This is a genomic window from Salinispora goodfellowii, from assembly GCF_059570675.1.
Genome location: NZ_JCANTD010000009.1, coordinates 49,621 through 69,213 on the forward strand (window position 1 = coordinate 49,621; position 19,593 = coordinate 69,213).

The 19,593-nt window shown below is 72.9% G+C and carries 19 protein-coding genes; 9 read left to right on the forward strand and 10 right to left on the reverse strand.

Features of this window, described 5'->3' with window-relative positions:
* Nucleotides 1-60 precede the first annotated feature (60 nt).
* Together T398_RS12145 and T398_RS12150 are read left to right on the forward strand one after the other, a co-directional pair.
* A complete protein-coding gene (locus T398_RS12145) occupies nucleotides 61-1,080 on the forward strand; it encodes an SAM-dependent methyltransferase (protein WP_496446711.1) in 1,020 nt (339 codons plus the stop codon).
* Nucleotides 1,077-2,243, forward strand: coding sequence for an NADH-quinone oxidoreductase subunit D (locus tag T398_RS12150; RefSeq protein WP_496446712.1), 1,167 nt, complete (start codon nucleotides 1,077-1,079; stop codon nucleotides 2,241-2,243). The genes T398_RS12145 and T398_RS12150 overlap by 4 nt, the downstream gene beginning before the upstream one ends.
* 37 nt (nucleotides 2,244-2,280) lie before the next feature.
* Here the strand turns inward: T398_RS12150 and T398_RS12155 are convergent, their stop codons facing one another.
* The 4 genes from T398_RS12155 to T398_RS12170 form a co-directional block, all read right to left on the reverse strand.
* The gene (locus T398_RS12155) at nucleotides 2,281-3,819 is read right to left on the reverse strand and encodes a hypothetical protein (RefSeq protein ID WP_496446714.1); all 1,539 of its coding nucleotides are present in this window, start codon (nucleotides 3,817-3,819) and stop codon (nucleotides 2,281-2,283) included.
* 70 nt (nucleotides 3,820-3,889) lie between these two features.
* The gene (locus T398_RS12160; RefSeq protein WP_496446715.1) at nucleotides 3,890-4,894 is read right to left on the reverse strand and encodes a glycine betaine ABC transporter substrate-binding protein; all 1,005 of its coding nucleotides are present in this window, start codon (nucleotides 4,892-4,894) and stop codon (nucleotides 3,890-3,892) included.
* 192 nt (nucleotides 4,895-5,086) lie between these two features.
* Nucleotides 5,087-5,863 carry an ABC transporter permease gene (locus T398_RS12165; protein ID WP_496446717.1) on the reverse strand — a complete coding sequence of 259 codons (777 nt, stop codon included), beginning with the start codon at nucleotides 5,861-5,863 and terminating at the stop codon, nucleotides 5,087-5,089.
* Complete coding sequence (locus T398_RS12170) at nucleotides 5,836-6,525, reverse strand: ABC transporter permease (protein WP_496446718.1); 690 nt, start codon at nucleotides 6,523-6,525, stop codon at nucleotides 5,836-5,838. The genes T398_RS12165 and T398_RS12170 overlap by 28 nt, the downstream gene beginning before the upstream one ends.
* 2 nt (nucleotides 6,526-6,527) lie before the next feature.
* Here T398_RS12170 and T398_RS12175 point away from each other — a divergent pair, with 2 nt between their 5' ends.
* Complete coding sequence (locus T398_RS12175; RefSeq protein ID WP_496446720.1) at nucleotides 6,528-7,583, forward strand: ABC transporter ATP-binding protein; 1,056 nt, start codon at nucleotides 6,528-6,530, stop codon at nucleotides 7,581-7,583.
* Here T398_RS12175 and T398_RS12180 read toward each other — a convergent pair.
* The 6 genes from T398_RS12180 to folP all read right to left on the reverse strand — a co-directional run bounded on the left by T398_RS12180 (nucleotide 7,561) and on the right by folP (nucleotide 11,607).
* Nucleotides 7,561-7,866 (reverse strand): hypothetical protein, encoded by a 306-nt coding sequence (locus T398_RS12180; protein ID WP_496446721.1) that lies wholly within the window; start codon nucleotides 7,864-7,866, stop codon nucleotides 7,561-7,563. The two genes, T398_RS12175 and T398_RS12180, sit on opposite strands and share 23 nt — an antisense overlap.
* 73 nt (nucleotides 7,867-7,939) lie before the next feature.
* Nucleotides 7,940-9,148, reverse strand: a complete 1,209-nt coding sequence (locus T398_RS12185) for an ABC transporter permease (protein WP_496446723.1) — start codon at nucleotides 9,146-9,148, stop codon at nucleotides 7,940-7,942.
* A 120-nt stretch (nucleotides 9,149-9,268) separates the two neighbouring features.
* Nucleotides 9,269-9,760, reverse strand: a complete 492-nt coding sequence (locus tag T398_RS12190; RefSeq protein ID WP_496446826.1) for a DUF3180 domain-containing protein — start codon at nucleotides 9,758-9,760, stop codon at nucleotides 9,269-9,271.
* A 67-nt stretch (nucleotides 9,761-9,827) separates the two neighbouring features.
* On the reverse strand, nucleotides 9,828-10,355 hold the full coding sequence (gene folK / locus T398_RS12195) for a 2-amino-4-hydroxy-6-hydroxymethyldihydropteridine diphosphokinase (protein ID WP_496446725.1): 528 nt from the start codon (nucleotides 10,353-10,355) through the stop codon (nucleotides 9,828-9,830).
* Nucleotides 10,352-10,714, reverse strand: coding sequence for a dihydroneopterin aldolase (folB, locus tag T398_RS12200; protein WP_496446726.1), 363 nt, complete (start codon nucleotides 10,712-10,714; stop codon nucleotides 10,352-10,354). The genes folK and folB overlap by 4 nt, the downstream gene beginning before the upstream one ends.
* A complete protein-coding gene (gene folP / locus T398_RS12205; RefSeq protein ID WP_496446727.1) occupies nucleotides 10,711-11,607 on the reverse strand; it encodes a dihydropteroate synthase in 897 nt (298 codons plus the stop codon). Before folP ends, folB begins: the two co-directional genes overlap by 4 nt.
* Nucleotides 11,608-11,946: 339 nt before the next feature.
* Here folP and T398_RS12210 point away from each other — a divergent pair, with 339 nt between their 5' ends.
* Genes T398_RS12210 through T398_RS12235 form a run of 6 tightly spaced genes read left to right on the forward strand, consistent with a single transcriptional unit; the run spans nucleotide 11,947 to nucleotide 19,580 of the window.
* Nucleotides 11,947-12,258 (forward strand): hypothetical protein, encoded by a 312-nt coding sequence (locus T398_RS12210; protein WP_496446729.1) that lies wholly within the window; start codon nucleotides 11,947-11,949, stop codon nucleotides 12,256-12,258.
* Nucleotides 12,259-12,272: 14 nt separating this feature from the next.
* The gene (locus tag T398_RS12215; protein ID WP_018217477.1) at nucleotides 12,273-12,635 is read left to right on the forward strand and encodes a hypothetical protein; all 363 of its coding nucleotides are present in this window, start codon (nucleotides 12,273-12,275) and stop codon (nucleotides 12,633-12,635) included.
* Between the two features lie 34 nt (nucleotides 12,636-12,669).
* Entirely contained in the window at nucleotides 12,670-15,936 is a 3,267-nt protein-coding gene (locus T398_RS12220; RefSeq protein ID WP_496446730.1) for an ATP-binding protein, read from the forward strand.
* 1 nt (nucleotide 15,937) lies between these two features.
* Entirely contained in the window at nucleotides 15,938-17,869 is a 1,932-nt protein-coding gene (locus T398_RS12225; RefSeq protein WP_496446732.1) for an MFS transporter, read from the forward strand.
* Nucleotides 17,866-18,420 carry a hypothetical protein gene (locus T398_RS12230; protein ID WP_496446734.1) on the forward strand — a complete coding sequence of 185 codons (555 nt, stop codon included), beginning with the start codon at nucleotides 17,866-17,868 and terminating at the stop codon, nucleotides 18,418-18,420. The genes T398_RS12225 and T398_RS12230 overlap by 4 nt, the downstream gene beginning before the upstream one ends.
* Complete coding sequence (locus T398_RS12235; RefSeq protein ID WP_496446735.1) at nucleotides 18,417-19,580, forward strand: M23 family metallopeptidase; 1,164 nt, start codon at nucleotides 18,417-18,419, stop codon at nucleotides 19,578-19,580. The genes T398_RS12230 and T398_RS12235 overlap by 4 nt, the downstream gene beginning before the upstream one ends.
* Nucleotides 19,581-19,593 lie beyond the last annotated feature (13 nt).

Consider the following 19,593-nt stretch of genomic DNA (forward strand, 5'->3'; position numbering starts at 1 on the left):
ACCGAAGGCGACGAGCGGGGCCGCTCCACAACCGGGGCGGCCGGACCGAAGGAGGAGCTGATGTCGATCCGCTGGCGGGACGCGATGGAGCAGGCGCTGTACGGGCCGGACGGCTTCTTCGTCTCCGGTGCCGGCCCGGCCGACCACTTCCGTACCAGCGTGCACGCCTCCCCGGCGTTCGCGGCGGCCCTGCACCGGCTGATCACCACCGTTGACGCCGCCCTGGACCACCCAGACCCACTCGCGGTAGTCGATGTCGGAGCGGGGCGGGGCGAGCTACTGCGCACTCTCCACCACACCAGCATCGCCGGGGCCACCGACACGCCCCTCGCGCACCGGCTACGCCTGACCGCCGTCGAACGCGCCCCACGCCCCACGGACCTACCCACGGAAATCACCTGGACCCACGAGATCCCCGCCGGCATCACCGGCCTCCTCCTGGCCACCGAGTGGCTCGACAACGTCCCGCTGGACCTGGCCGTCGCCACCCCGGCCGGCTGGCGGTACCTCCTGGTGGAGCCCGCCACCGGCGAGGAGACGGTCGGCAGCCCGGTCAGCCCGGCAGACGCCGACTGGTTGGCCCGGTGGTGGTCGCCGCCCGCCGACGACGAGCCGGGCATCCGCGCCGAGATCGGCCGGACCCGCGACGACGCCTGGGCGGACGCCGTCGGGCGGCTCGACCGAGGGCTGGCGGTTACTGTGGACTACGGGCACCTACGGCAAACCCGACCGGCCGCCGGGACGCTGACCGGCTACCGGAACGGGCGGCAGGTCCCACCGGCACCCGACGGATCGTGCGACGTCACCGCGCACCTCGCCGTGGACTCGGTCGCCGCCGCCGGCACGCGGGTGGCCCAGCTCCCGTACACCCTGGTGGCACAGCGGACGGCCCTGCGGGCGCTCGGTGCCGACGGCCGCCGTCCACCGCTGGCGCGGGCCGGCACCGACCCCGCGGGATACCTCCGGGCCCTCTCCGCGGCGTCGGCGGTAGCCGAGCTGATCGACCCGGCGGGCCTCGGCGGGCACTGGTGGCTCCTCCAGCCGGCCGGCGTCGCCCTCGACCCACTCGTGGCACCATGACAGGCATGACCACGGACGCCGATCTCCGCGAACTGACCGTCGGCACCGGCGCCGGTGGGGAACAACTCGGCACCGACATGGTGCTCAACATCGGTCCACAGCACCCCTCGACGCATGGCGTACTCCGGCTGCGGCTGGTGCTCGACGGCGAACGGGTGGTGCGCGCCGAACCGATCGTCGGGTACATGCACCGGGGCGCGGAGAAGCTGTTCGAGGTCCGCGACTACCGGCAGATCATCGTGTTGGCGAACCGGCACGACTGGCTCTCCGCGTTCGCCAACGAACTCGGCGTGGTGCTCGCCGTGGAGCGGTTGCTGGGGATGGAGGTTCCGGAGCGGGCCACCTGGCTCCGGATGGCACTCGCCGAGCTGAACCGGATCCTCAACCACCTGATGTTCCTCGGCTCATACCCGCTGGAGATCGGGGCCATCACCCCGATGTTCTACGCCTTTCGGGAACGGGAGAAGCTCCAGGCGGTGCTCGAGGAGGTCTCCGGCGGGCGGATCCACTACATGTTCAACCGGGTCGGTGGACTCAAGGAGGAGGTGCCGGCCGGCTGGACCGGGCGGGCCCGGGCGGCCATCGACGCGGTCCGGCGGAGCCTGCCCGACCTGGACAACCTGATCCGGCGCAACGAGATCTTCCTGGCCCGTACCGTCGGCGTGGGGGTGCTCTCGGCGGCCCAGGCCGCCGCGTTCGGCGCCTCCGGACCGGTCGCCCGCGCCTCCGGCCTCGACCTCGACCTACGCCGGGACGAGCCCTACCTGGCGTACGACCAGCTCGACGTACCGGTGGTGACCCGCACCGCCGGGGACTGCCACTCCCGCTTCGAGGTGCTGCTCGACCAGGTGTACGTCTCGCTCGACCTCGCCGAGCAGTGCCTGGACCGGGTGGACCGGCTCACCGGCCCGATCAACACCCGGCTACCGAAGGTGCTCAAGGCGCCCGAGGGGCACACCTACGCCTGGACCGAGAACCCGCTCGGCATCAACGGGTACTACCTGGTGTCCCGGGGTGAGAAGACGCCGTGGCGGCTCAAGCTGCGCACCGCGTCGTACGCCAACGTGCAGGCGCTGGCCACCCTCCTGCCCGGTTGCCTGGTGCCGGACCTGGTCGCCATCCTCGGCTCGATGTTCTTCGTGGTCGGCGACATCGACAAGTGAGTGGGCCGGCTGCGCTCGTTCGGCGTTGCCGCAGCTGTCAACGCCACCGGTTGTCCCTGTGGCCATACTGGCCAGGCTCGGGCTGGCGCTGCGGTCCGGGCTGCCACCGGGGCTCCGGCTGACGCTGCGGCTCCGGCTGCCACCGGGGCTCCGGCTGACGTTGCCGGGGCGGCCCCCACTCGGCGGACGGCGGGGGCGACGCGGATCGTTCCGCCGGTTCGGACCACCCGCCCCGCCCGGCATCGGCACGGTCGCGGCCGGGCTCGCCCCGGCGGACCGCGGCCCACCGCTGGTCCACCCGGTATTCGGCACCGCCCCGATCCATGCGCACCTGCGCCCGCTGCTCGCCCAGCCGCAGCTCGCGCCCCCGCTCGTCCTCGCGGACGGCCGCCCAGCGGTTTCCGGCCCGCAGCTGCGACCAGTAGTCGCCCTCCACGTCGCCGCCCGCCACAAGCTCCCCGCCATGCTGGTCAACGCCGCCGTGGTCAGACCGCTCACCGTCCCAGCCCCGGCCGTCGGGCTGGTTGGCCCAGCCTTGGTCATCCCACTGCACTCCAGCCCGGGCAGCCTCCGGTGGCTCGCCCTGCCCCCGAGTGTCACGCGCCCGCCCGCCCCGCTCCGACCACGACCGGTCAGCGGAGCCGTCGACGCCAGCCATCCGGACCTCATCCCGGGCGGCCGGCCAAGAGCGGCGCTCCCGGTCCGGGGTCCCGGCCTCGCCCCCCGGCCAGGAGCGGCGCTCCCGGCCTTCGGCACCCGACGGTGCGTCCGGGCCGGACGGCCATCCTCGGTCGTAGTCGCCGGCGGGATTCCGGGCGCCATCAACCACGGTGTGCCGGGTGACGTGCACCGTCTCGGTATGTCGCACCACGCCGCGCAGAGGGGCGGCGTGCCGGCCCTCCGGCTCCGGTGACCCGGCGCCACCGTCGGTGCCGCCATAGGTACCGGCAGCCCGCTCGGTGCCGGGCTGACCAGCGAAGCGGGCGTCGGCCCCGTGCTCTCCGGTCAACGGCCGGAAGGCAGCGTAGGCCCCGGCCGCCCCGGCCGCGGAGTGGCCGCCCGGAAAGTGACCCGGAGGCTGGGGGACACCGGCGCGGTTCCGGTCGCGCTCGTGCTCATCCCAGCGATCGGCGTCCGGAACGGCTGCCCGCCCGGCCGGCGCGTCAACCGGGACCCGTACCCGCTGCGCACCGCCGGGCCCGGCCGGCGCGGCGGCACCAGCGTCAAGCCGGCGGCCCAGCGCCACAACCGCCTCCTGGGTGCGCTGGGTCTGGTCGAGTGCCTGATTGCCCCGTTGAGCCGCAGCCACGATCTCACCGTGCAGCTCATGGCGAAGCCGTTCGATCTCGCCCCGCAGCTCCCCGACCCGGGCACCGCCGTCGGGGCGCAGCGCGATCGAGAGGCCGATCAGCACCACCGCCAGGAGGGCCAGTACGGCGGCGATCCGTAGCAGGCCGTTGCTGTCGGCGACCAGCACCAGCAGCGCCGCCACCGGAGCGCACGCCACACCGGCCCGGAACAGTGCCGTTGACAACCGAGGGTTACGCGGGTCATCGGTCACGGCCGGGACTGGCATGGCTGTGCAGCCTACCGAGAGTTGTCCCGCGTGGGAACGGCAGCGCAGCTCGCTCTGCCTACTTCGGGGCTCAGCCGGCGGTGAGGGCTCCGTCGGAGGAGAACACCAGACCCACGCTGACCTCGCCGGTCCGCAGCGCGTTCTTCGTCTGCGGTCCGCCGGCATCGAGCGAGCTGAACGACCCGGCCCGGAAGTCGTAGACCTCGACCAGCCCGACCTGGCACTTCGGCCGCTGCGGGCACTCCGGCGGACCGGCCAGGACGGTCTCCTGGCCAGAGCACTTCTCGGCCAGCTCGGAGAGCGTCCGCACACCGTGCTGGTCGGCGAAGGCACGCGTGACGGCGAAGGCGTTCTGGGTCTGGGCCGCGGCCGGCGCACCGAGGGCCAGGTTGGCCTCCGCGCCGAGCGCCTTCAGCGCGGAGACCGTCTCGTCCAGGTTCGGCGAGGAGACCGGCTCGGCGCCCTCGCCGTTAGCCTTGGTGTTGAGGAACTCCGCCAGGGTGGCCGCGTACTCGGGGAAGACCTGGATCTCGCCCTTCTCCAGGGCGGGCTCGTAGAGTTCCCGGCTGCCGATCTGCTGCACCTCGACCTGGTAGCCGGCGGCGACCAGCACGATCTTGTACAGCTCGGCGAGAGTCTCGCTCTCGCTGAAGTTGGCGGCTCCGACCCTGATCGTGCCGCCGGGGCCCGGTGCGATGCCGGTAGTGAGGTCGTGGGCGGTGGCAAACTCGGCCGCCGCGACCGCGGGCGTCTTGCGGTCCTCGTTCACGGCCTTGTTGAGCTGGATCAGCTTCGGCGTGTCCAGCGCGGCGGAGACCTGGTCCAGGGCGGCGATGAGCGGCGGGGTCGCGGCGTCGGCGTTGACCACGGGGATGATGTTGTCGCTGTTCTGCAGCGACTTGTCGTCGGTCAGCACGACCAGCTCGTCGCCGGCCACCGGGGCGCATCCCTCCCCCGCCGCTGCCGTCTCGGGCTCGTCCGTGCCCGACGAACCGGCCTCGCCGCAGCCGGTCAAGAGCCCGGCCGTGGTCAGGACGCCGACAGCGCCGATCGCCAAACGTGTGCGTGCGTGCATCTCTGCCCGCCTTCCGTGTCCCGGCACGGCTCCTGCGCCGGCCGCGTGTCCGACGGGCGATCGATGCCCGCGCTCCCACCCAACATCCTCGCGCCGGGATACGACAAACTCCGGCCAAACTTCGTCACCGGATCGTCACCCGACGCTCGACCCGGGGCGCCGGATGCCCGGCAGCGGGGGTAGGCACCAGGGTTAGGCGCCGCTGACCGCGTCGGCCGCGCGCCGCCCCGCCCACCGGCCGCGGTTGCGCAGCGGTCGCGGGGTGACCAGCCGCTCAACCAGCGCCAACACCAGCTCCACCAGCATCGCGAGCCCCGCCACCAGCAGCCCGCCGGCGAGGATCTGCCCGCCGCCGGCGGCGATGTCCAGGCCGAACCCGGCCCGAATGATCTGCCCCAAGCCGCCGCCGTTGACGAAGGAGGCCAGCGCGGCGGTGGCCACGACCTGCACCGCCGCCGTGCGAAACCCCGCCGCCAGGTACGGCACCGCGAGCGGCAGCTCGACCCGACGCAGTAACTGCCAACTGGAGAAGCCCATCCCCCGGGCCGCGTCCCGCGCCTCCGGATCCACCGCACGCACCCCCGTGTACGCGTTGGCCAGCAACGGCGGAACCGCGAAGACCGCCAGCGCCACCACCACCGGGGGCCGACCAAAACCCAGGAAGGTCAACGGCAGGATGGTGAGCAGGGCCAGCGTCGGCACGGCCAGCGTCAGGTTGGCCACCAGCACGACCAACCCGCCGCCGCGCCCGGTGTGCCCGAGCCAGAGCCCGATCGGCCACGCGACCAGGCAGCCCAGGAGCACCGCCACCGCGGAGATGGCGAGATGTTCGCCGGTCCGGTCCAGGATGCCGCCCGGATTGGTCCAGTTCAGCGGGTCGTTGAGCCAGACCACCGCCGCCTCGATCGGCCCCGCCGCCACGATCGGCCCCGCCGCCACGGTCATGCCGCGCTCCGGCGACGCAGCCACGGGGTGAGCAGCCGCCCGGCACCGGCCAGGGCGAGGTCGAACACCAGGGCGAGCAGGACGCAGAGCAGCGTACCGGTCATGATCTGCGCTTTGTAGAAGTTGTTCTGGAAGCCGGCAAAGATCAACTGACCGAGTCCGCCCTGCCCCACGACCACCCCCACGGTGACCAGCGCCACCGTCGAGACCGTCGCCAACCGCAGCCCGGTGAGGATGCCCGGCAGGGCCAGCGGCAGATCGATCCGGAACAACCGCCCCCATCGGCCGTACCCCATGCCCTCCGCCGCCTCCCGTACCTCGGGCGGCACCTGGGTGAGACCGGCCAGCGCGTTGCGGACAATCACCAACAGCGCGTAGAGCACCACCACGGTGAGCACGGTCACCACCCCGATCCCCAGGTACGGCGCGAGGAAGGCGAACAACGCCAGCGACGGGATGGTGTAGAGCACACCGGTGACCGCCAGGATGGGCCCGGCCAGCGCGCGGAACCAGTACGCGGCCACGGCAAGCGGCACCGCGATCAGCACCGCAATGAGCACCGCCCGCAGGGTGAGCGAGGTGTGCTCGCGCAGCGCGCCGAGGATCGTGTCAGAGTTATCCCGCACGTACTGCCAGGAGAACCACGGGTTACCCGGGTCGGCCCGGTAGCTCAAGCGGAAGGACATGTGTGGACGTTACCCCGCGGGGATCCGCTGCCAACGGGGCGCGTGCGGCCTCGATCTTCCTTGACGAGATCGGCAAACGCTACCCGGACGGCACCGAGGCGGTCCGCGAACTGACCCTGGAGATCGCCGCCGGCGAACTGGTGGTGCTGATCGGCCCCTCCGGCTGCGGCAAATCGACCGTGCTCCGAATGGTGAACCGCCTGATCGAGCCGACCGGCGGCCGGATCCTGCTCGACGGGGCAGATGTCACCCGGGTGGACCCGGTACAGCTGCGCCGCCGCATCGGCTACGTGATCCAGAACGTCGGCCTCTTCCCGCACCAGACCATCAGCGCGAACGTCGCCACCGTGCCGCAGCTGCTCGGCTGGCCCCGGGAGCGTCGCCGGCAACGGGTCACCGAGCTGTTGGAGTTGGTCGGCCTGGACCCGACCCAGTTCGGCGCCCGCTACCCGCACGAGCTCTCCGGCGGTCAGCGGCAGCGGGTGGGCGTGGCGAGGGCACTCGCCGCGGACCCGGTGGTCCTGCTGATGGACGAGCCCTTCTCCGCGGTCGACCCGATCGTCCGGACCCGGCTCCAGGAGGAGTTCCTGCGGTTGCAGGCCGAGGTTCGCAAGACCATCGTGCTGGTGACGCACGACCTCGACGAGGCGGTTCGGCTGGGCGACCGGATCGCGGTGCTCTCCGAGGGCGGCCGCCTGGAGCAGTTCGACACCCCGGCCGCCGTGCTTGGCGCACCGGCCACCCCATTCGTCCGGGAATTCGTCGGTGCCGACCGGGGCATCCGACGCCTGGCCGTCACCCCGGTCACCCGGGAGACGGTCGAGCCGGTCCCCGCCACCCCGATCTCCGCCGAGTTCCCCACGGTGCCACTCGGGTCGTCGGCGTACGACGCGCTGGGGGTCCTGTTGACCACCATGGCGGACCGGGTCATGGTGACCGACAAGGAGCAACCCGTGGGTGTCCTCACCCGATCCCGCCTGCTCAGCCTGGGCCACGTCGCCGACCAGCGCCGGCCGCCCGCTCCCAACGGGGCGGCTACCGCCGTAGATAGTCGATGAAGGCCGCCCGCAGCACCGGCGCCAACTCCTCGTAGCCGTGCCCGGTCAGCTCCCGCCACAGCGCCACCGCCTCGTCGATGGTCGGCCCGACCGAGTTCGGCGCGCCGTCCAGGGCAGCGGCCTCGTCGGCATTCGGCAGGTGCCGCAGAACTGACCAGAAGAACCGTACGTCACGGCGCTCCCGCGCCACCGCGAACGCCTGCTTGCGCAGCTCCTCGGTGGAGCGTGCGTCCAACTCCTCGAACGACCGGCCGGCGGGGAAGGTCGAAGGTGTGTCGGTCATGCGGCCGAGCCTAACCGCCCTGCTCCCCGCCGACCTGCGAGACGCGAGTCAGCGCCGACCTGCGAGACGCGAGTCAGCGCCGACCTGCGCCCCACTGCCGTCCGGTCCCCCAGTCCGGGAGATCCCACTGATTGGTTGGGCGCTCGGCGGGCGGGGGCGGCAGCGTCGCGGCCCAGTCCGGGAACGGCTCGGGCCGCCGCATGCTCCAATCGGCAGGCAGCTGATCGTCCGCATCGGGGCTGTCGTCAACCGCCTCCCGGTCGTCCCGCGCGCCCCCGTACGCCTCGACCATCCGGGTCACCACCAGCCCCACCCCGAGCGCCACCGCCCCGACCGCCCAGCGACTCGCCGTCAGGCCGCTCGCCTGCAGGTCGGTGCGGACGAGCGTGACCAACGAGACGGCGAGCAGGGTGCCGAGGATGCCACCCCGGCGGCCGAAGGCACTGGTGCCGGCGAGCAGCGCCGTCCCCACCGCCAGAACGGTCCAGTCCAGCCCCGACCCCACGGCGACCGGACCAGCGACGGGAGTCCCCAGTAGGGAGCCGGCCAGCACGGCCAGGACGCTGGAGCCGACCAGCGCCCCGCCGGCCACCACCGGGCCCAGCGCCCCCTGCCGGCGGGCCGGATCGGTGACCGGTCGGAACCGGCCGATCAGCCGACGGATCGGTCGTAACGCGCCGAACAGCCCGCCGAGCACGGCGAGCGCTGCGAACCCGGCGAACAGATAGAGCGCGTCGCTCGTCGGATCGTAGCTACCCTGCGGCAGAACCGGCTCACTTCGCCGCTCGATGTACCCGACCAGCGCCGCGCCAGCGGCGAGGCTGGCCGCCCAGGCGGGGACGTGCAGCACCGTCACCACGAAGGCCAGGAGCAGCCCGCCGAGCACCGCGGCGGCGATCGCCGGGCCGAGGGCGGCCGCGGCACCCCGGTCCCCCTGCTCCGCCATGTGCAGCGCCGCCGCGACGGCCGCCGGACCGATCGCCAGATTCACCGCCGAGGTACGCAGGCTCAGCCCGGCGGCGAGGGCCAACAACCCGAGGACGGCTCCATCTACGAGCAGTGACCGCAAGCCGTCGCCCCGCAGCGTCTCCGGGTTTTCTCGCCAGAGCAGGTACGCGACCCCGACCGCGCCCACCAGGAGCAGGAGTTCCCAGACGACGTGCACGCCGAGCCGGTCTCCACCGGAGTCGACCTGGTCCGGATCCGGGTCCGGGTCCGGGGCGACGGTGTTGGCGCTGGGGGAGATCTCCGAGCTACCTCGCGCCGATTCGTCGTGCCCCATGCAGCCGCCCTCCACCTGGCCGTCCGTCCCGGGTCCCAACGCGCGGAGCGGTCCGGGGCGGCCGTTACGCTCCGGTGGCAGGCACCGTACCCGCGCGGGAAGCACGGCGGAAGCCCAGGCTCAGCCCGGGCCGGAGCGGCCTCCCCGGTCGCCGGGCTCGCGATCCTGGTCGTCCTCCTGCTCGGGAACCCGGCAGGAGCGCTCCAACCAGAGCGCGGCGGCCACCAGCGCCAGGGCGGCCAGCAGGCTACTCCCCGCCACGTTCCGGTCGCTCACCGCAGCCTCGGTGCGCTCCACGAACAGCCACCCGGTCAGGCCCGCGTAGCAGCCGGCGAAGATTGCGCCCACCAGCGCGGACGCCTTGGCCAGCACCACGAAGCGGGCAACCAGCAGCGGGTTCACCGATTCCTTCCCCGGCCGGCGCGCAATCCGGGCCCGGGTGTTCACCGCGGCGTACGCCTCCAGCACGGCGAGCCCGGCCAGGGTGATCACCGGCAGCCAGGGCAGGTCGCCGGGGAGGTAGTCGTAGTAGAGAAAGCTGATCAGCAGCCACGCCACCCCGGCGGCGGCGAGGCCGGCGACCACCAGTGTGGAGCCCCGGGTGGGGCCCATCCGGCCGGGGCCCGCGCCGTCCGGAGGTGATGACCTCGCCCGCATCATGCCCGCCGGCTCCGCTGCCTCATGCCGTTGACTCTAACCCCACCTCGGGGCAGGGACGCAGCTCCAACGCGTCCGCGCCGACCGGCGCCGAGTTCAGCAGGTCGGTCAGCCAGCCGTGGCCCGGCAGCCGCCCGTACGGTTGCAGGTCGAGCCAGGGCCGCAGGACGAAGGCGCGCAGGTGGGCGCGGGGGTGCGGCAGCGTCAGCTCGGGATCGTCCCGGAGCACCGGCGTGCCATCCTGCGCCCAGACCGCGATGACGTCGACGTCGAGGGTCCGGGGCCCGAAACGTCGGGCCGGATCGCGCTCCCGGCCGGCCGCCCGCTCGGCCGCCTGGGCCCGCGCCAGCCAGTCCTCCGGCGCCGCTGCGGAATCTACCGCCAGCACCACGGCATTCAGGTACGCGGGCTGGTCACGGTCACCCCAGGGCGGAGTCTCGTAGACGCCGGAGACCAGGAGCACGGACTCACCCAGCGCGGTAACCGCCGACCGCAGGTGGTCGGCCCGGTCGCCGAGGTTACTGCCGAGCGAGAGCAGGGCGCGGGTCACGAGGCGGACCTGGTCATGGTGACAGCCACGTCGGTGAAGCTACCCGAGATCGGGGCCTGCGGCTTGTGCACCGTCACCGTGGCGGTATGGACCCGGGCGTCGGCCAGGCAGACCGTGAGAAGCCGGTCGGCGAGGGTCTCGATCAGGTTGACCGGCTCCCCGGCGACCACCGCCGTCAGCCGCTCGGCCAACTCGCCGTAGTGGACGGTGTCGGTCACCTCGTCCGAACGGGCGGCCGGGGCGAGGTCCAGCTCCAGCAGCGCGTCCACGAGGAAGTCCTGCCCGTGTTCCCGCTCGAAGTCGTACACCCCGTGCCGGCCGTGCACCCGCAGGCCGGCCAGCTCGATCCGGTCGGTCATCGCTGCTCTCCGCTGGTCTGGGCACCGCCGGTGGTGGCCGGACCGGACGATCCGATGGTGGCCAGCCGGGGTGATCCGGTGGCCCGCCAGACGGCCAGCGCGTCCGCGGTGGCCCGGACGTCGTGCACCCGCACTCCCCAGGCGCCGGCCGCGACCGCGAGCACGCTGGTGGCGACGGTGGCGACCTCCCGGTCCTCGGTTGGCCGTGGCGTGCCGTCAACGGCGAGCAGCGCGCCCAGGTGGGACTTGCGGCTGGCGGCGAAGAGCAGCGGGTAGCCGAGCGCCAGCAGCTCCGGCAGCCGGGCGCTCAGCTCCCAGTTGTGGGCGGCGGTCTTCGCGAAGCCGAGCCCCGGGTCGATGACGATACGGTCGGCCGCCACCCCGGCGGCGAGGGCCGCCTCGACCCGCTGCGCCAGCTCGGCCTTGACGTCGGCGACGACGTCGCCGTAGCGGGCCAGCTCCCGCATCTCGCGGGAGTGCCCGCGCCAGTGCATGAGCACCCAGGGGCAGCCGGCGTCCCGGACCACCCGGGCCATGTCCGGGTCGGCGAGCCCACCGGAGACATCGTTGACCACCTGCGCCCCGGCGGCGAGCGCCAGCTCGGCCACCCGGGCCCGGGTGGTGTCGATGCTGACCGGTACGCCGGCGGCGGCCAGCTCGCGGATCACCGGCCGCACCCGGTCCGCCTCGGTCTCGGCGGCCACCCGGTCCGCCCCGGGTCGGGTGGACTCGCCGCCCACGTCCACCAGGTGGGCACCGTCGCCGCGCAGCCGCACGCCGTGTGCGATGGCGGCATCGAGATCGGCGTAGCGTCCGCCGTCGGAGAAGGAGTCCGGCGTGACGTTCAGGATGCCCATCACCACCGGGGACGCGGCCTGCACCAGATCGGTCACAAGGAGACCGTACCGGTCCTCGTTGGCGCTCCGGCGCCACCCGGCCCGGGGGCGCTGACATGCGGTTCGGTGCAGGTGTGGGGTCGGACGGCAGAGTCGGATCGGGGTCATTCTTCGTGGCTTGTCGCAGACAGTGGGTGGCCGTACGCTTTGGAATTGCCGAGCATCGAGATGGCGAAGCCTGGAGGGAGGGCCGAAGCGGGAAAATCCGCCCAGGACCTGCCCGCTCGTGGTGGGTGACGACCGCGGCGGCCTAGCCGCAACATGAGCACCGTTCCCGCCAGCCATGCCTGCTGCACCGCCGCGGCGCCGCCGGCCGCGAAATGGGGAGGTTTTCCAGTGATCGCCATCGAGCTGACGAAGGCGGCATCGTCCGCCGCCCACGCGCTCACCACCCTGAGCTCGACACCGCTCGCCGAGCCCGCACCCAGCGGCATCGCCACCGACAACATCGTCGCCTTCTTCGCCAGCAAGATCGCCCCGATCCTGCTGGCCGTGCTGGGCGTCATCTTCATCGGGCGGGCGAGCCGGGGCGAGATCTCCAAGGTCTTGACGAGCTCGGCCATCGCGATCGTCGGCCTGGCCTTCATCGCCGGGGCCGCCACCCTCTTCTTCGTCGGCGACTACCTGATCAGCCTGATCTTCGAATAGGCGCGGGCACGAGCATGCGGCTGCGCACCGACGACGACATCTACCGGGCTCGTCTGGTCTACCTCGGGCCCCCCGGCTACACCCTCCCGGTCCACCTCCCGTACGCCCAGTATGGGCTCTTCATGCTGCTCGTTCCCCTCTACATGTTCGTCCACTGGTTGTTCACGCTGCAGGTCGAGCTCTTCCCGGCGTGGGAGATCGCCCTCGCGATCGTGACCACCTCGTTCGTCTTCCGGTACGTCGACCCGGATCGGCCCGCGCGCATGGTGATCCACACCGCGCTGACCGACTGGCGACGCACCCGGGAGCCGGCCGCCGAGCAACGCGACCCCCGCCTGGTCGGCAGCCGGATCAGGATCCGAGAGGAACTGGCATGACCGGGCAGTGCAACGACGCGGGTGAGGCGGTGGCATGAGTTCCCACTACGCGCCGGGGTCTCCGGCCGGGCAGCCGGCCACGGCTCCAGGTGACGCAGCGCAACCTGTTGACTACGTCGCGGAGTTCGATGAGGCCTGGCCCGACTCCGCCCGGGCCACCTCCCCGGGCCACAGTGGGGTCGGTGTCTTCCCGGCGCACCGCCCACTGCACCAGCGGACGCCCACCGAGCCGGCGCCGGCCGCCGGCACCGACATCGACATCGACTCCCCCTTTCTCGACCTGTTCGGCGCGACCCGCCCGACCCGGTCCACATCGGGCGGATCAGCGACGCGCGAGCCGCAGCCGCAGCCGCAGCCGCAGCCGCAGCCGACCATCCCGCAGCAGCTCGGCGCCGCGGATCCCCTCGCCGCTCCGGCCGCTCCCGCGATACCGGCCGCACCCGCCGCTCCCGCCGGACCGGCCCGGCGCTCCACCCGAGTACCCCACCAGGTCGGCGAGCGGCTCGCCCGGCCAGAGACCGAGGAGGCGGCGCCACCGGCAGCCGAGGTGCCGCCGCGGCCAGCCGAGATGGCACCGCGGCCAGCCGAGATGGCACCGCGACGTCGTCTCGGCGAGCGGTCGGAGCCGGACGCCCCAGACGTACCCCCGCCCGTTCGACGCTCCACCGACCGGCGGGATCGCGCCACCAAAACCGACCGGCGGGATCGCGCCACCAAACCGGCCCGAATCCGGCCACCGAAGATCAATTTCAGGGACCGGGACCCGTCGGTGGAGCTGGCCATCACCGAGATCGCCGGCCACCTGACCTTCACCCCCAACACGGTCACCGCCTGGTACTGGCTACCCGAGGTGCGCTGGGCCTTCCGCCCCGACGCCGAGCGGGAGGCGCTGCTCGCGGCGATCTCCGAGCAGTACGCCGGGCTGGCCGGCTTCCGCCTGCACCTGCGACGCACCACCCGCCCCTTCCCGGCCGACGAATGGGCCCGCACCATCGACACCCAGACCCGGGCACCGCTACCCGATGTCCCGGGGACACCGACCTGGGCAGATCATCTGGTCGCCGCGCAACGGCACCTACTCTCGGTCAACCACGCCGAGGGACAGACGTACCTGGGGGTGACCTTCGCCCGACGCTCCCTGGGCGACTCGCTGGTGGAGCGGGTACGGCGCAGCTTCGGTCGCGGTGTCGCCGAGGGCGAACGGCGCAAGCTCGGCCGCGCCGTCGAGCAGTTCGACGAGGTGCTGGGCGCCTTCGGTATGCGTGGACGCCGGGTCACCACACCGGAGCTGGAGTGGCTCCTCTACCGCTCGGTGGCGCTCTGCATGGCCCCGCCCGGGCGACTCTCCCCGGTCACCGACGGGCACTGGGAACGCGGCGACCTGCTCGCCCTGACCGAACAGGTGGAGCGCTACCGCACCCCGTACGGGTCCACGGTCAAGCTGGTCAACCGGATGACCGGGGAGGAGGGGCACGTCGCCGTCCTCGCCGTGGGCCGGATGGAGCCGCTGGAGATCCCCGAACGACACGAGCCCTGGCTGCACTTTCACGAGCGGCTGCCCTGGCCGATGGAGCTGTCCAGCCGGGTCGACATCCTCGGCTCCGGCGACTCCTTCCGCAACCTGGAACACCGGCTGCGAATGATCCGCTCCCAGCAGCTCGACTACGCCGAGCACGGCATCGACGCCCCACCCGAGTTGGAGCGCCTCGCGGAGCGGGCCCTGGTCATCGGCGACGAGATGACCACCGGGCTGCCGGTCGAATCGGCCCGCGCGCATGGCTGGCACCGACTCGCCGTCGGCGGTCGGACCCGAGAGGAGTGCCTGGAACGCGCCCGCCGGCTGATCCAGCTCTACTCCCGAGAGCTGCGGGTCTCGCTCCAACACCCGAAGAACCAGGACTGGCTGGCCCGCGAGTTCATCCCCGGGGAGCCGATCGCCAACACCGGCTACGTCCGCCGGATGCCGGTCAACCTCTTCGCCGCCGCACTCCCGCAGGCCGCCTCGACCGTCGGCGACCGCCGGGGCGACCTGATCGGGCGTACCGCCGGCACCTGCCGCCGGCCGGTCTTCCTCGACCTGCACTTCCCGATGGAGGTCCGGGAACGCTCCGGGCTCGGGGTCTTCGTGGCCGAGCCCGGCGGCGGCAAGTCCACCCTGCTCGGTGCCCTCGGCTACCTGGCCGCCCGCCGCGGGGTGCAGGTAACGCTGCTCGACCCCTCCGGCCCGCTCGCCCGGCTCTGCGCCATGCCGGAGCTGGCCCCGTACGCGCGGGTGCTGAACCTGACCGGCTCCGAGCCCGGCACCCTCGCCCCGTACGCGCTGATCCCCACGCCGCTGCGCAGTGAGTTCAGCGCCGGCGACGCGGGCGACCGGGAGTTCGAGATCGCCGTCTCCAACGCCCGGGCCGAGCGCCGGATGCTGGTCCAGGACATCTGCATGATGCTGGTGCCGCCACAGGTCGCGCGGGAGGCATCCACCGCCACGCTCTTCCGGCACGCCGTACGCCAGGTCCCGGCGGAGGAGACAGCCACCCTGGACGATGTGGTCGCCATCCTGGGCAAGCTCGACGACGACGCCGGCCGGGAGCTGGCCAACCTCCTGCTGGACACCGCTGAGATGCCGCTGGCCATGCTCTTCTTCGGTCGCCCCCCAGAGGGGCTGCTCGGGCCGGACGCCACCCTCACCGTGATCACGATGGCCGGCCTCCGCCTCCCCGACCTCAAGATCGAGCGAGAGTACTGGTCGGCGGAGGAGGCGCTCGCCCTGCCCATGCTGCACACCGCGCACCGACTCGCCGTCCGCCGCTGCTACGGCGGCTCGATGTCGTCGCGCAAACTGGTCGGGCTGGATGAGGCGCACTTCATGGAGGGCTGGCGGTCGGGGCGGTCGTTCCTGGTCCGGCTGGCCCGGGACTCCCGCAAGTGGAACCTGGCCGCGCTGGTCGCCTCACAGAACCCGAGGGACATCCTCGGCCTCGACGTGCAGAACCTGGTCTCCACGGTCTTCGTCGGGCGGATCGCCGAGGACGAGGAGATCGCCTCCGAGGCGCTGCGCCTGCTGCGGGTCCCGGTCAACGACGGATACGAGGCCACCCTCGCCTCCCTCTCCGCCGCCGACAGCACCTCAGCCGCCCGCCTCGGCTACCGCGAGTTCGTCATGCGCGACGTTGACGGGCGGGTGCAGAAGGTCCGAGTCGACGTCTCGTACGTCGATGGGCTGCTCGACCACCTCGACACCACACCCGCGGCGGCCGCTGCCGCAGCGGGCGTACTGCCCGTCGTAGCCGAGCTGGAGGCGTGAGATGGCCGGGGCCCGGGCTCGGACGGTGGCGCTGTTGCTGGCCCTCGGTGTCCTCGCCGGGGCCACGGTCAGCTGGCCGGGGGTCGGCGCGGCGGCGGCACCGGCCCCGGAGCTGTCCACGCAGGCCCCAGCCGGCCCCTGCACCGTCGAGCAGTGGCAGGCCGACTTCCGCTCCTGTGTGTCCCGGCTCGCCGAGGTCGCCGAGGACGAGGTCACCTGCCGCAACGCCCCGACGCCGACGGCGCCGGACTCCGGCCTCGCCGGCTGGTTCGCGGCCCGCCCGGAGTCCGCGAAGGAGCCCGGGCCGAAAGGGTTCTACAGCGACTACGGCTACGCCGGATACGGCTACACCACCTACGACATCGACACCGGCTGCGCCACCGCCGTGCTGCACCCGGACTACAAGTTCACGAACACGGTCGCCAACGGCGAATTCATGATCGCCACCGCGATCATCGGTGCCTCGAACGCGCTGCGGGAGCGGGCCTGGGATCCGCGGTCGATGTGGGGCTGGGCCGATCCGCTGGTGGAGCAGGCGACCACGGCGGTCTACCAGAAGGTGTTCAGCGTCTTCGGGATCGTCACGCTCGGCGTGGTCGGGCTCTATCTGCTCTGGCGGTCCCGCCAGTCGGACATGAGCAACGCCATGACGACCGCCGGCTGGGCCCTGCTCGTGATGGTGGCGGTGACCGCGCTGGCCGCCTGGCCGGTGAAGTCCGCCAACGTCGCCGACGGCACCCTGGTCACCACACTGGGGGTGGTCCACGACGCGGTCGGACCAACCACCAGGGACGCCCCGCCGGACCAGTGCCCGGTCCCGAATCCGGATGCCTGCGCCGACAAGCGCCCGCCGGCGGTGCGGGCGAGCGACACGGCCACCGAGACGATGCTCTACCGCAACTGGCTGCGCGGGGTGCTGGGCTCGGCCGACAGTGAGACCGCGCAGAAGTACGGGCCGGCGCTCTACGACGCGAAGTCCTTCTCCTGGGGGGAGACGGAGAAGCTGCGGGAGTTCCCCGCCACCCGGGAGGCCACCGTCCGGGCCAAGCAACAGCAGTGGGCGCGGGTCGCCCAGCAGATCAAGCAGGAGGATCCGGAGGCATACGAGTACCTGCAGGGGATCCGGGACATGGACCGGGTCGGTGCCGGCTTCATCGCGGTGCTCGCCGCGCTGCTCTTCGCGATGTTTGATCTCACCGCGTCGGTGCTGGTGCTGCTGGGCTTCCTGCTCTTCCGCTGGGCGGTGATCGCCGCGCCGATCCTCGGCACCGTCGGCCTGCTCCGCCCGGCGAGCGCCGGGCTGCGCCGGCTGGGTAACGCCGTGGTCGCGGCGGTCTTCAACATCGCCATCTTCGGCACCGGCGCCGCGATCTACCTCTTCGCCGTGGATCTCATCATGAGCACGCCGACCCTGCCCGGCTGGCTCCAGGTGGTGCTGGTCTGGCTCTGCGGCCTGGTCGGCTGGCTGCTGCTGCGCCCCTACCGGCGGGTCACCCAGCTCGGCGGCAAGGGCGGTGGTGAGTCGGGCGGCTCGGCTGGCTCCTGGCACCGCCGGTTCTTCCGGGACATGCGCACGGCGTCCCGCCTCGACGCGGAGCCCCGCGGGGCCGGCGATCCGAGCTCGGGTCGCCGCGGCGTGGTGGTGGCGACGCAGAGCCGGCTCCGGCCGGAGGCCCGGCACGAGGAGCTGACGCCCGCGACCGAGGGTGGGGCCCGGCCGGAGCGCCGCGAGCGGCCGGACGGGGCGCCGACGTCCGGGGAGCGCGGCACCCCGGACCGCACCACCCCCGCACCGCGGCAACGGCGGACGCCGGCCAGCTGGACCGAGCCGGAGGGCCCGCCGGAGAGCCCCTCCTTCGTCATCTACCGACCCGGTGCGACGAAGCCCGCGCCGGAACGGAGCACCCCCCGGGTCCGCTCCGAGGCTCGGTGATCGCGGTGCGGCGGGCGGTCGAACAGCTCCTCACCCGGATGTTCCGGTCCCGGGTGGGGATCGCGCTGGCGCTCGCCGTGGTGGTGGTGGGCATCATCGGCACCACCCGGCTGGTCGTCGGGGCGGGGGAGCCGGGGAGCGGCCTCAGCAACCGCCCGGAGCAGCCGATCACCACGGTGCACCCGACGACCGGCGACGACGGGCTGCTCGACCCGCGCTCCCCCACGCCGGTGACCCGGCCCGGGGCGGCGACACCGGAGCAGGTCGCTGACCGGTTCGTCACCGCCTGGCGGGGGCAGCCCGGAATCACCGCCGAGCGCTGGCACGCCGGGCTGCGCCCCCTGACCACCCCAACGTTGGCCGAGCAGCTCGCCGACGTGGACCCGGTCGATGTCCCGACCGGCGAGGTGGCGGGCGCCACGACGGTCACGGCCCGGTCGGACGCGGTCGTCGAGGCACGGGTGCCCTTCGACACCGGCCAACTCCGGCTGGAGCTGGTGGCGCCGGACGGCCGGTGGCGGGTGGACGCGGTGGACTGGGAGCAGGAATGAGCAGCGCAGCCGAGCCGAAACGCCGTCCGCCGCGCGTCAGGGCGCTGGCCGTCGCGCTCACCGCGACGCTGACCCTGCTCTGCTGCGCCGGCGGCGCGGGCGCCTTCTTCCTCACCGAGCTCGGCGGCGATGACCGGCTCCGGCTCACCAACCAGGAGTGCACCGACGACTTCCAGGTCGAGGTCACCGGGCCGATGCCGCAGATGTCGCAGTACGGTGAGCTCCAGCTCCGCAACGCCGCCCGGATCATTCAGGTCGGGCAGGAGCTGCCGGTGCCGCCCCGCGGGTGGGTGATCGCCGTGGCGACCGCCATGCAGGAGTCCCGGCTACGCAATCTCGCCAACCCCACGGTCCCCGGGTCGGAGCAGCTCCCGAACGAGGGGGTCGGCTCGGACCACGACTCGGTGGGCCTGTTCCAGCAGCGGGCGGGCTGGGGCTCGGTCAAGGAGCGGATGACGCCGGAGTACGCGGCCCGCAAGTTTTACGAGAAGCTGGTGCAGGTCCCCGGTTGGCAGCAGCTGCCGCTGACCCGGGCCGCGCAGGCCGTGCAGGTCAGCGCCTTCCCGGACGCCTACGCGAAACATGAGGCGCTGGCGTCAGAGATCGTCAACTCGCTGGCGGGCGGCGCGGCCCGGACCGTGCCGGTCAACGGCGGGCACGCCTGCGACGCCGCCGAGGATGGCCGGATCTCCGCCTCCGGCTGGACCGCCCCGATCCCCGGTGACGTCGGCTCCGGCTTCCGCACCCGGGATCGGCCGGCGCACCATGGGGTAGACATCGCCGCGCCGAAGGGCACCCCGATCCGCGCCGCCGCCAGCGGACGGGTCCTGGTCGCCCGCTGTGATCCGGACCGGGCCGGGGAGCTGAGCTGCGACGTGGACGGTTGGCCGGGCAAGGGCGGCTGCGGCTGGTTCGTCGACATCGAACACCCCGGGAAGATCATCACCCGCTACTGCCACCTGGTGGAAAAACCCGAGGTCAGCGCGGGTCAGTCGGTGCGCGCCGGGGAGCAGATCGGGAGGATCGGCAGCAGCGGCAACTCCTCCGGCCCGCACCTGCACTTCGAGGTGCACACCAACGGCGACCGGAGCAGCAACGGCGCGACGGACCCGGTGCTGTTCATGCGGGAGCAGGGCGCCCCGCTGCGAAGCGTGGAGTGAGGCACCGACGGCG

Bases quoted from the DNA above. Each gene is read 5' to 3' on its own strand.
- T398_RS12180 (WP_496446721.1), bottom strand. From the start codon at position 7,866: ATGACCGACACACCTTCGACCTTCCCCGCCGGCCGGTCGTTCGAGGAG.
- folB (WP_496446726.1), bottom strand. From the start codon at position 10,714: ATGACCGACCGGATCGAGCTGGCCGGCCTGCGGGTGCACGGCCGGCAC.
- T398_RS12170 (WP_496446718.1), bottom strand. From the start codon at position 6,525: ATGTCCTTCCGCTTGAGCTACCGGGCCGACCCGGGTAACCCGTGGTTC.
- T398_RS12155 (WP_496446714.1), bottom strand. From the start codon at position 3,819: ATGCCAGTCCCGGCCGTGACCGATGACCCGCGTAACCCTCGGTTGTCA.
- T398_RS12150 (WP_496446712.1), top strand. From the start codon at position 1,077: ATGACAGGCATGACCACGGACGCCGATCTCCGCGAACTGACCGTCGGC.
- T398_RS12145 (WP_496446711.1), top strand. From the start codon at position 61: ATGTCGATCCGCTGGCGGGACGCGATGGAGCAGGCGCTGTACGGGCCG.
- T398_RS12185 (WP_496446723.1), bottom strand. From the start codon at position 9,148: ATGGGGCACGACGAATCGGCGCGAGGTAGCTCGGAGATCTCCCCCAGC.
- T398_RS12220 (WP_496446730.1), top strand. From the start codon at position 12,670: ATGAGTTCCCACTACGCGCCGGGGTCTCCGGCCGGGCAGCCGGCCACG.
- T398_RS12215 (WP_018217477.1), top strand. From the start codon at position 12,273: ATGCGGCTGCGCACCGACGACGACATCTACCGGGCTCGTCTGGTCTAC.
- T398_RS12190 (WP_496446826.1), bottom strand. From the start codon at position 9,760: ATGGGCCCCACCCGGGGCTCCACACTGGTGGTCGCCGGCCTCGCCGCC.
- T398_RS12225 (WP_496446732.1), top strand. From the start codon at position 15,938: ATGGCCGGGGCCCGGGCTCGGACGGTGGCGCTGTTGCTGGCCCTCGGT.
- T398_RS12160 (WP_496446715.1), bottom strand. From the start codon at position 4,894: ATGCACGCACGCACACGTTTGGCGATCGGCGCTGTCGGCGTCCTGACC.
- T398_RS12235 (WP_496446735.1), top strand. From the start codon at position 18,417: ATGAGCAGCGCAGCCGAGCCGAAACGCCGTCCGCCGCGCGTCAGGGCG.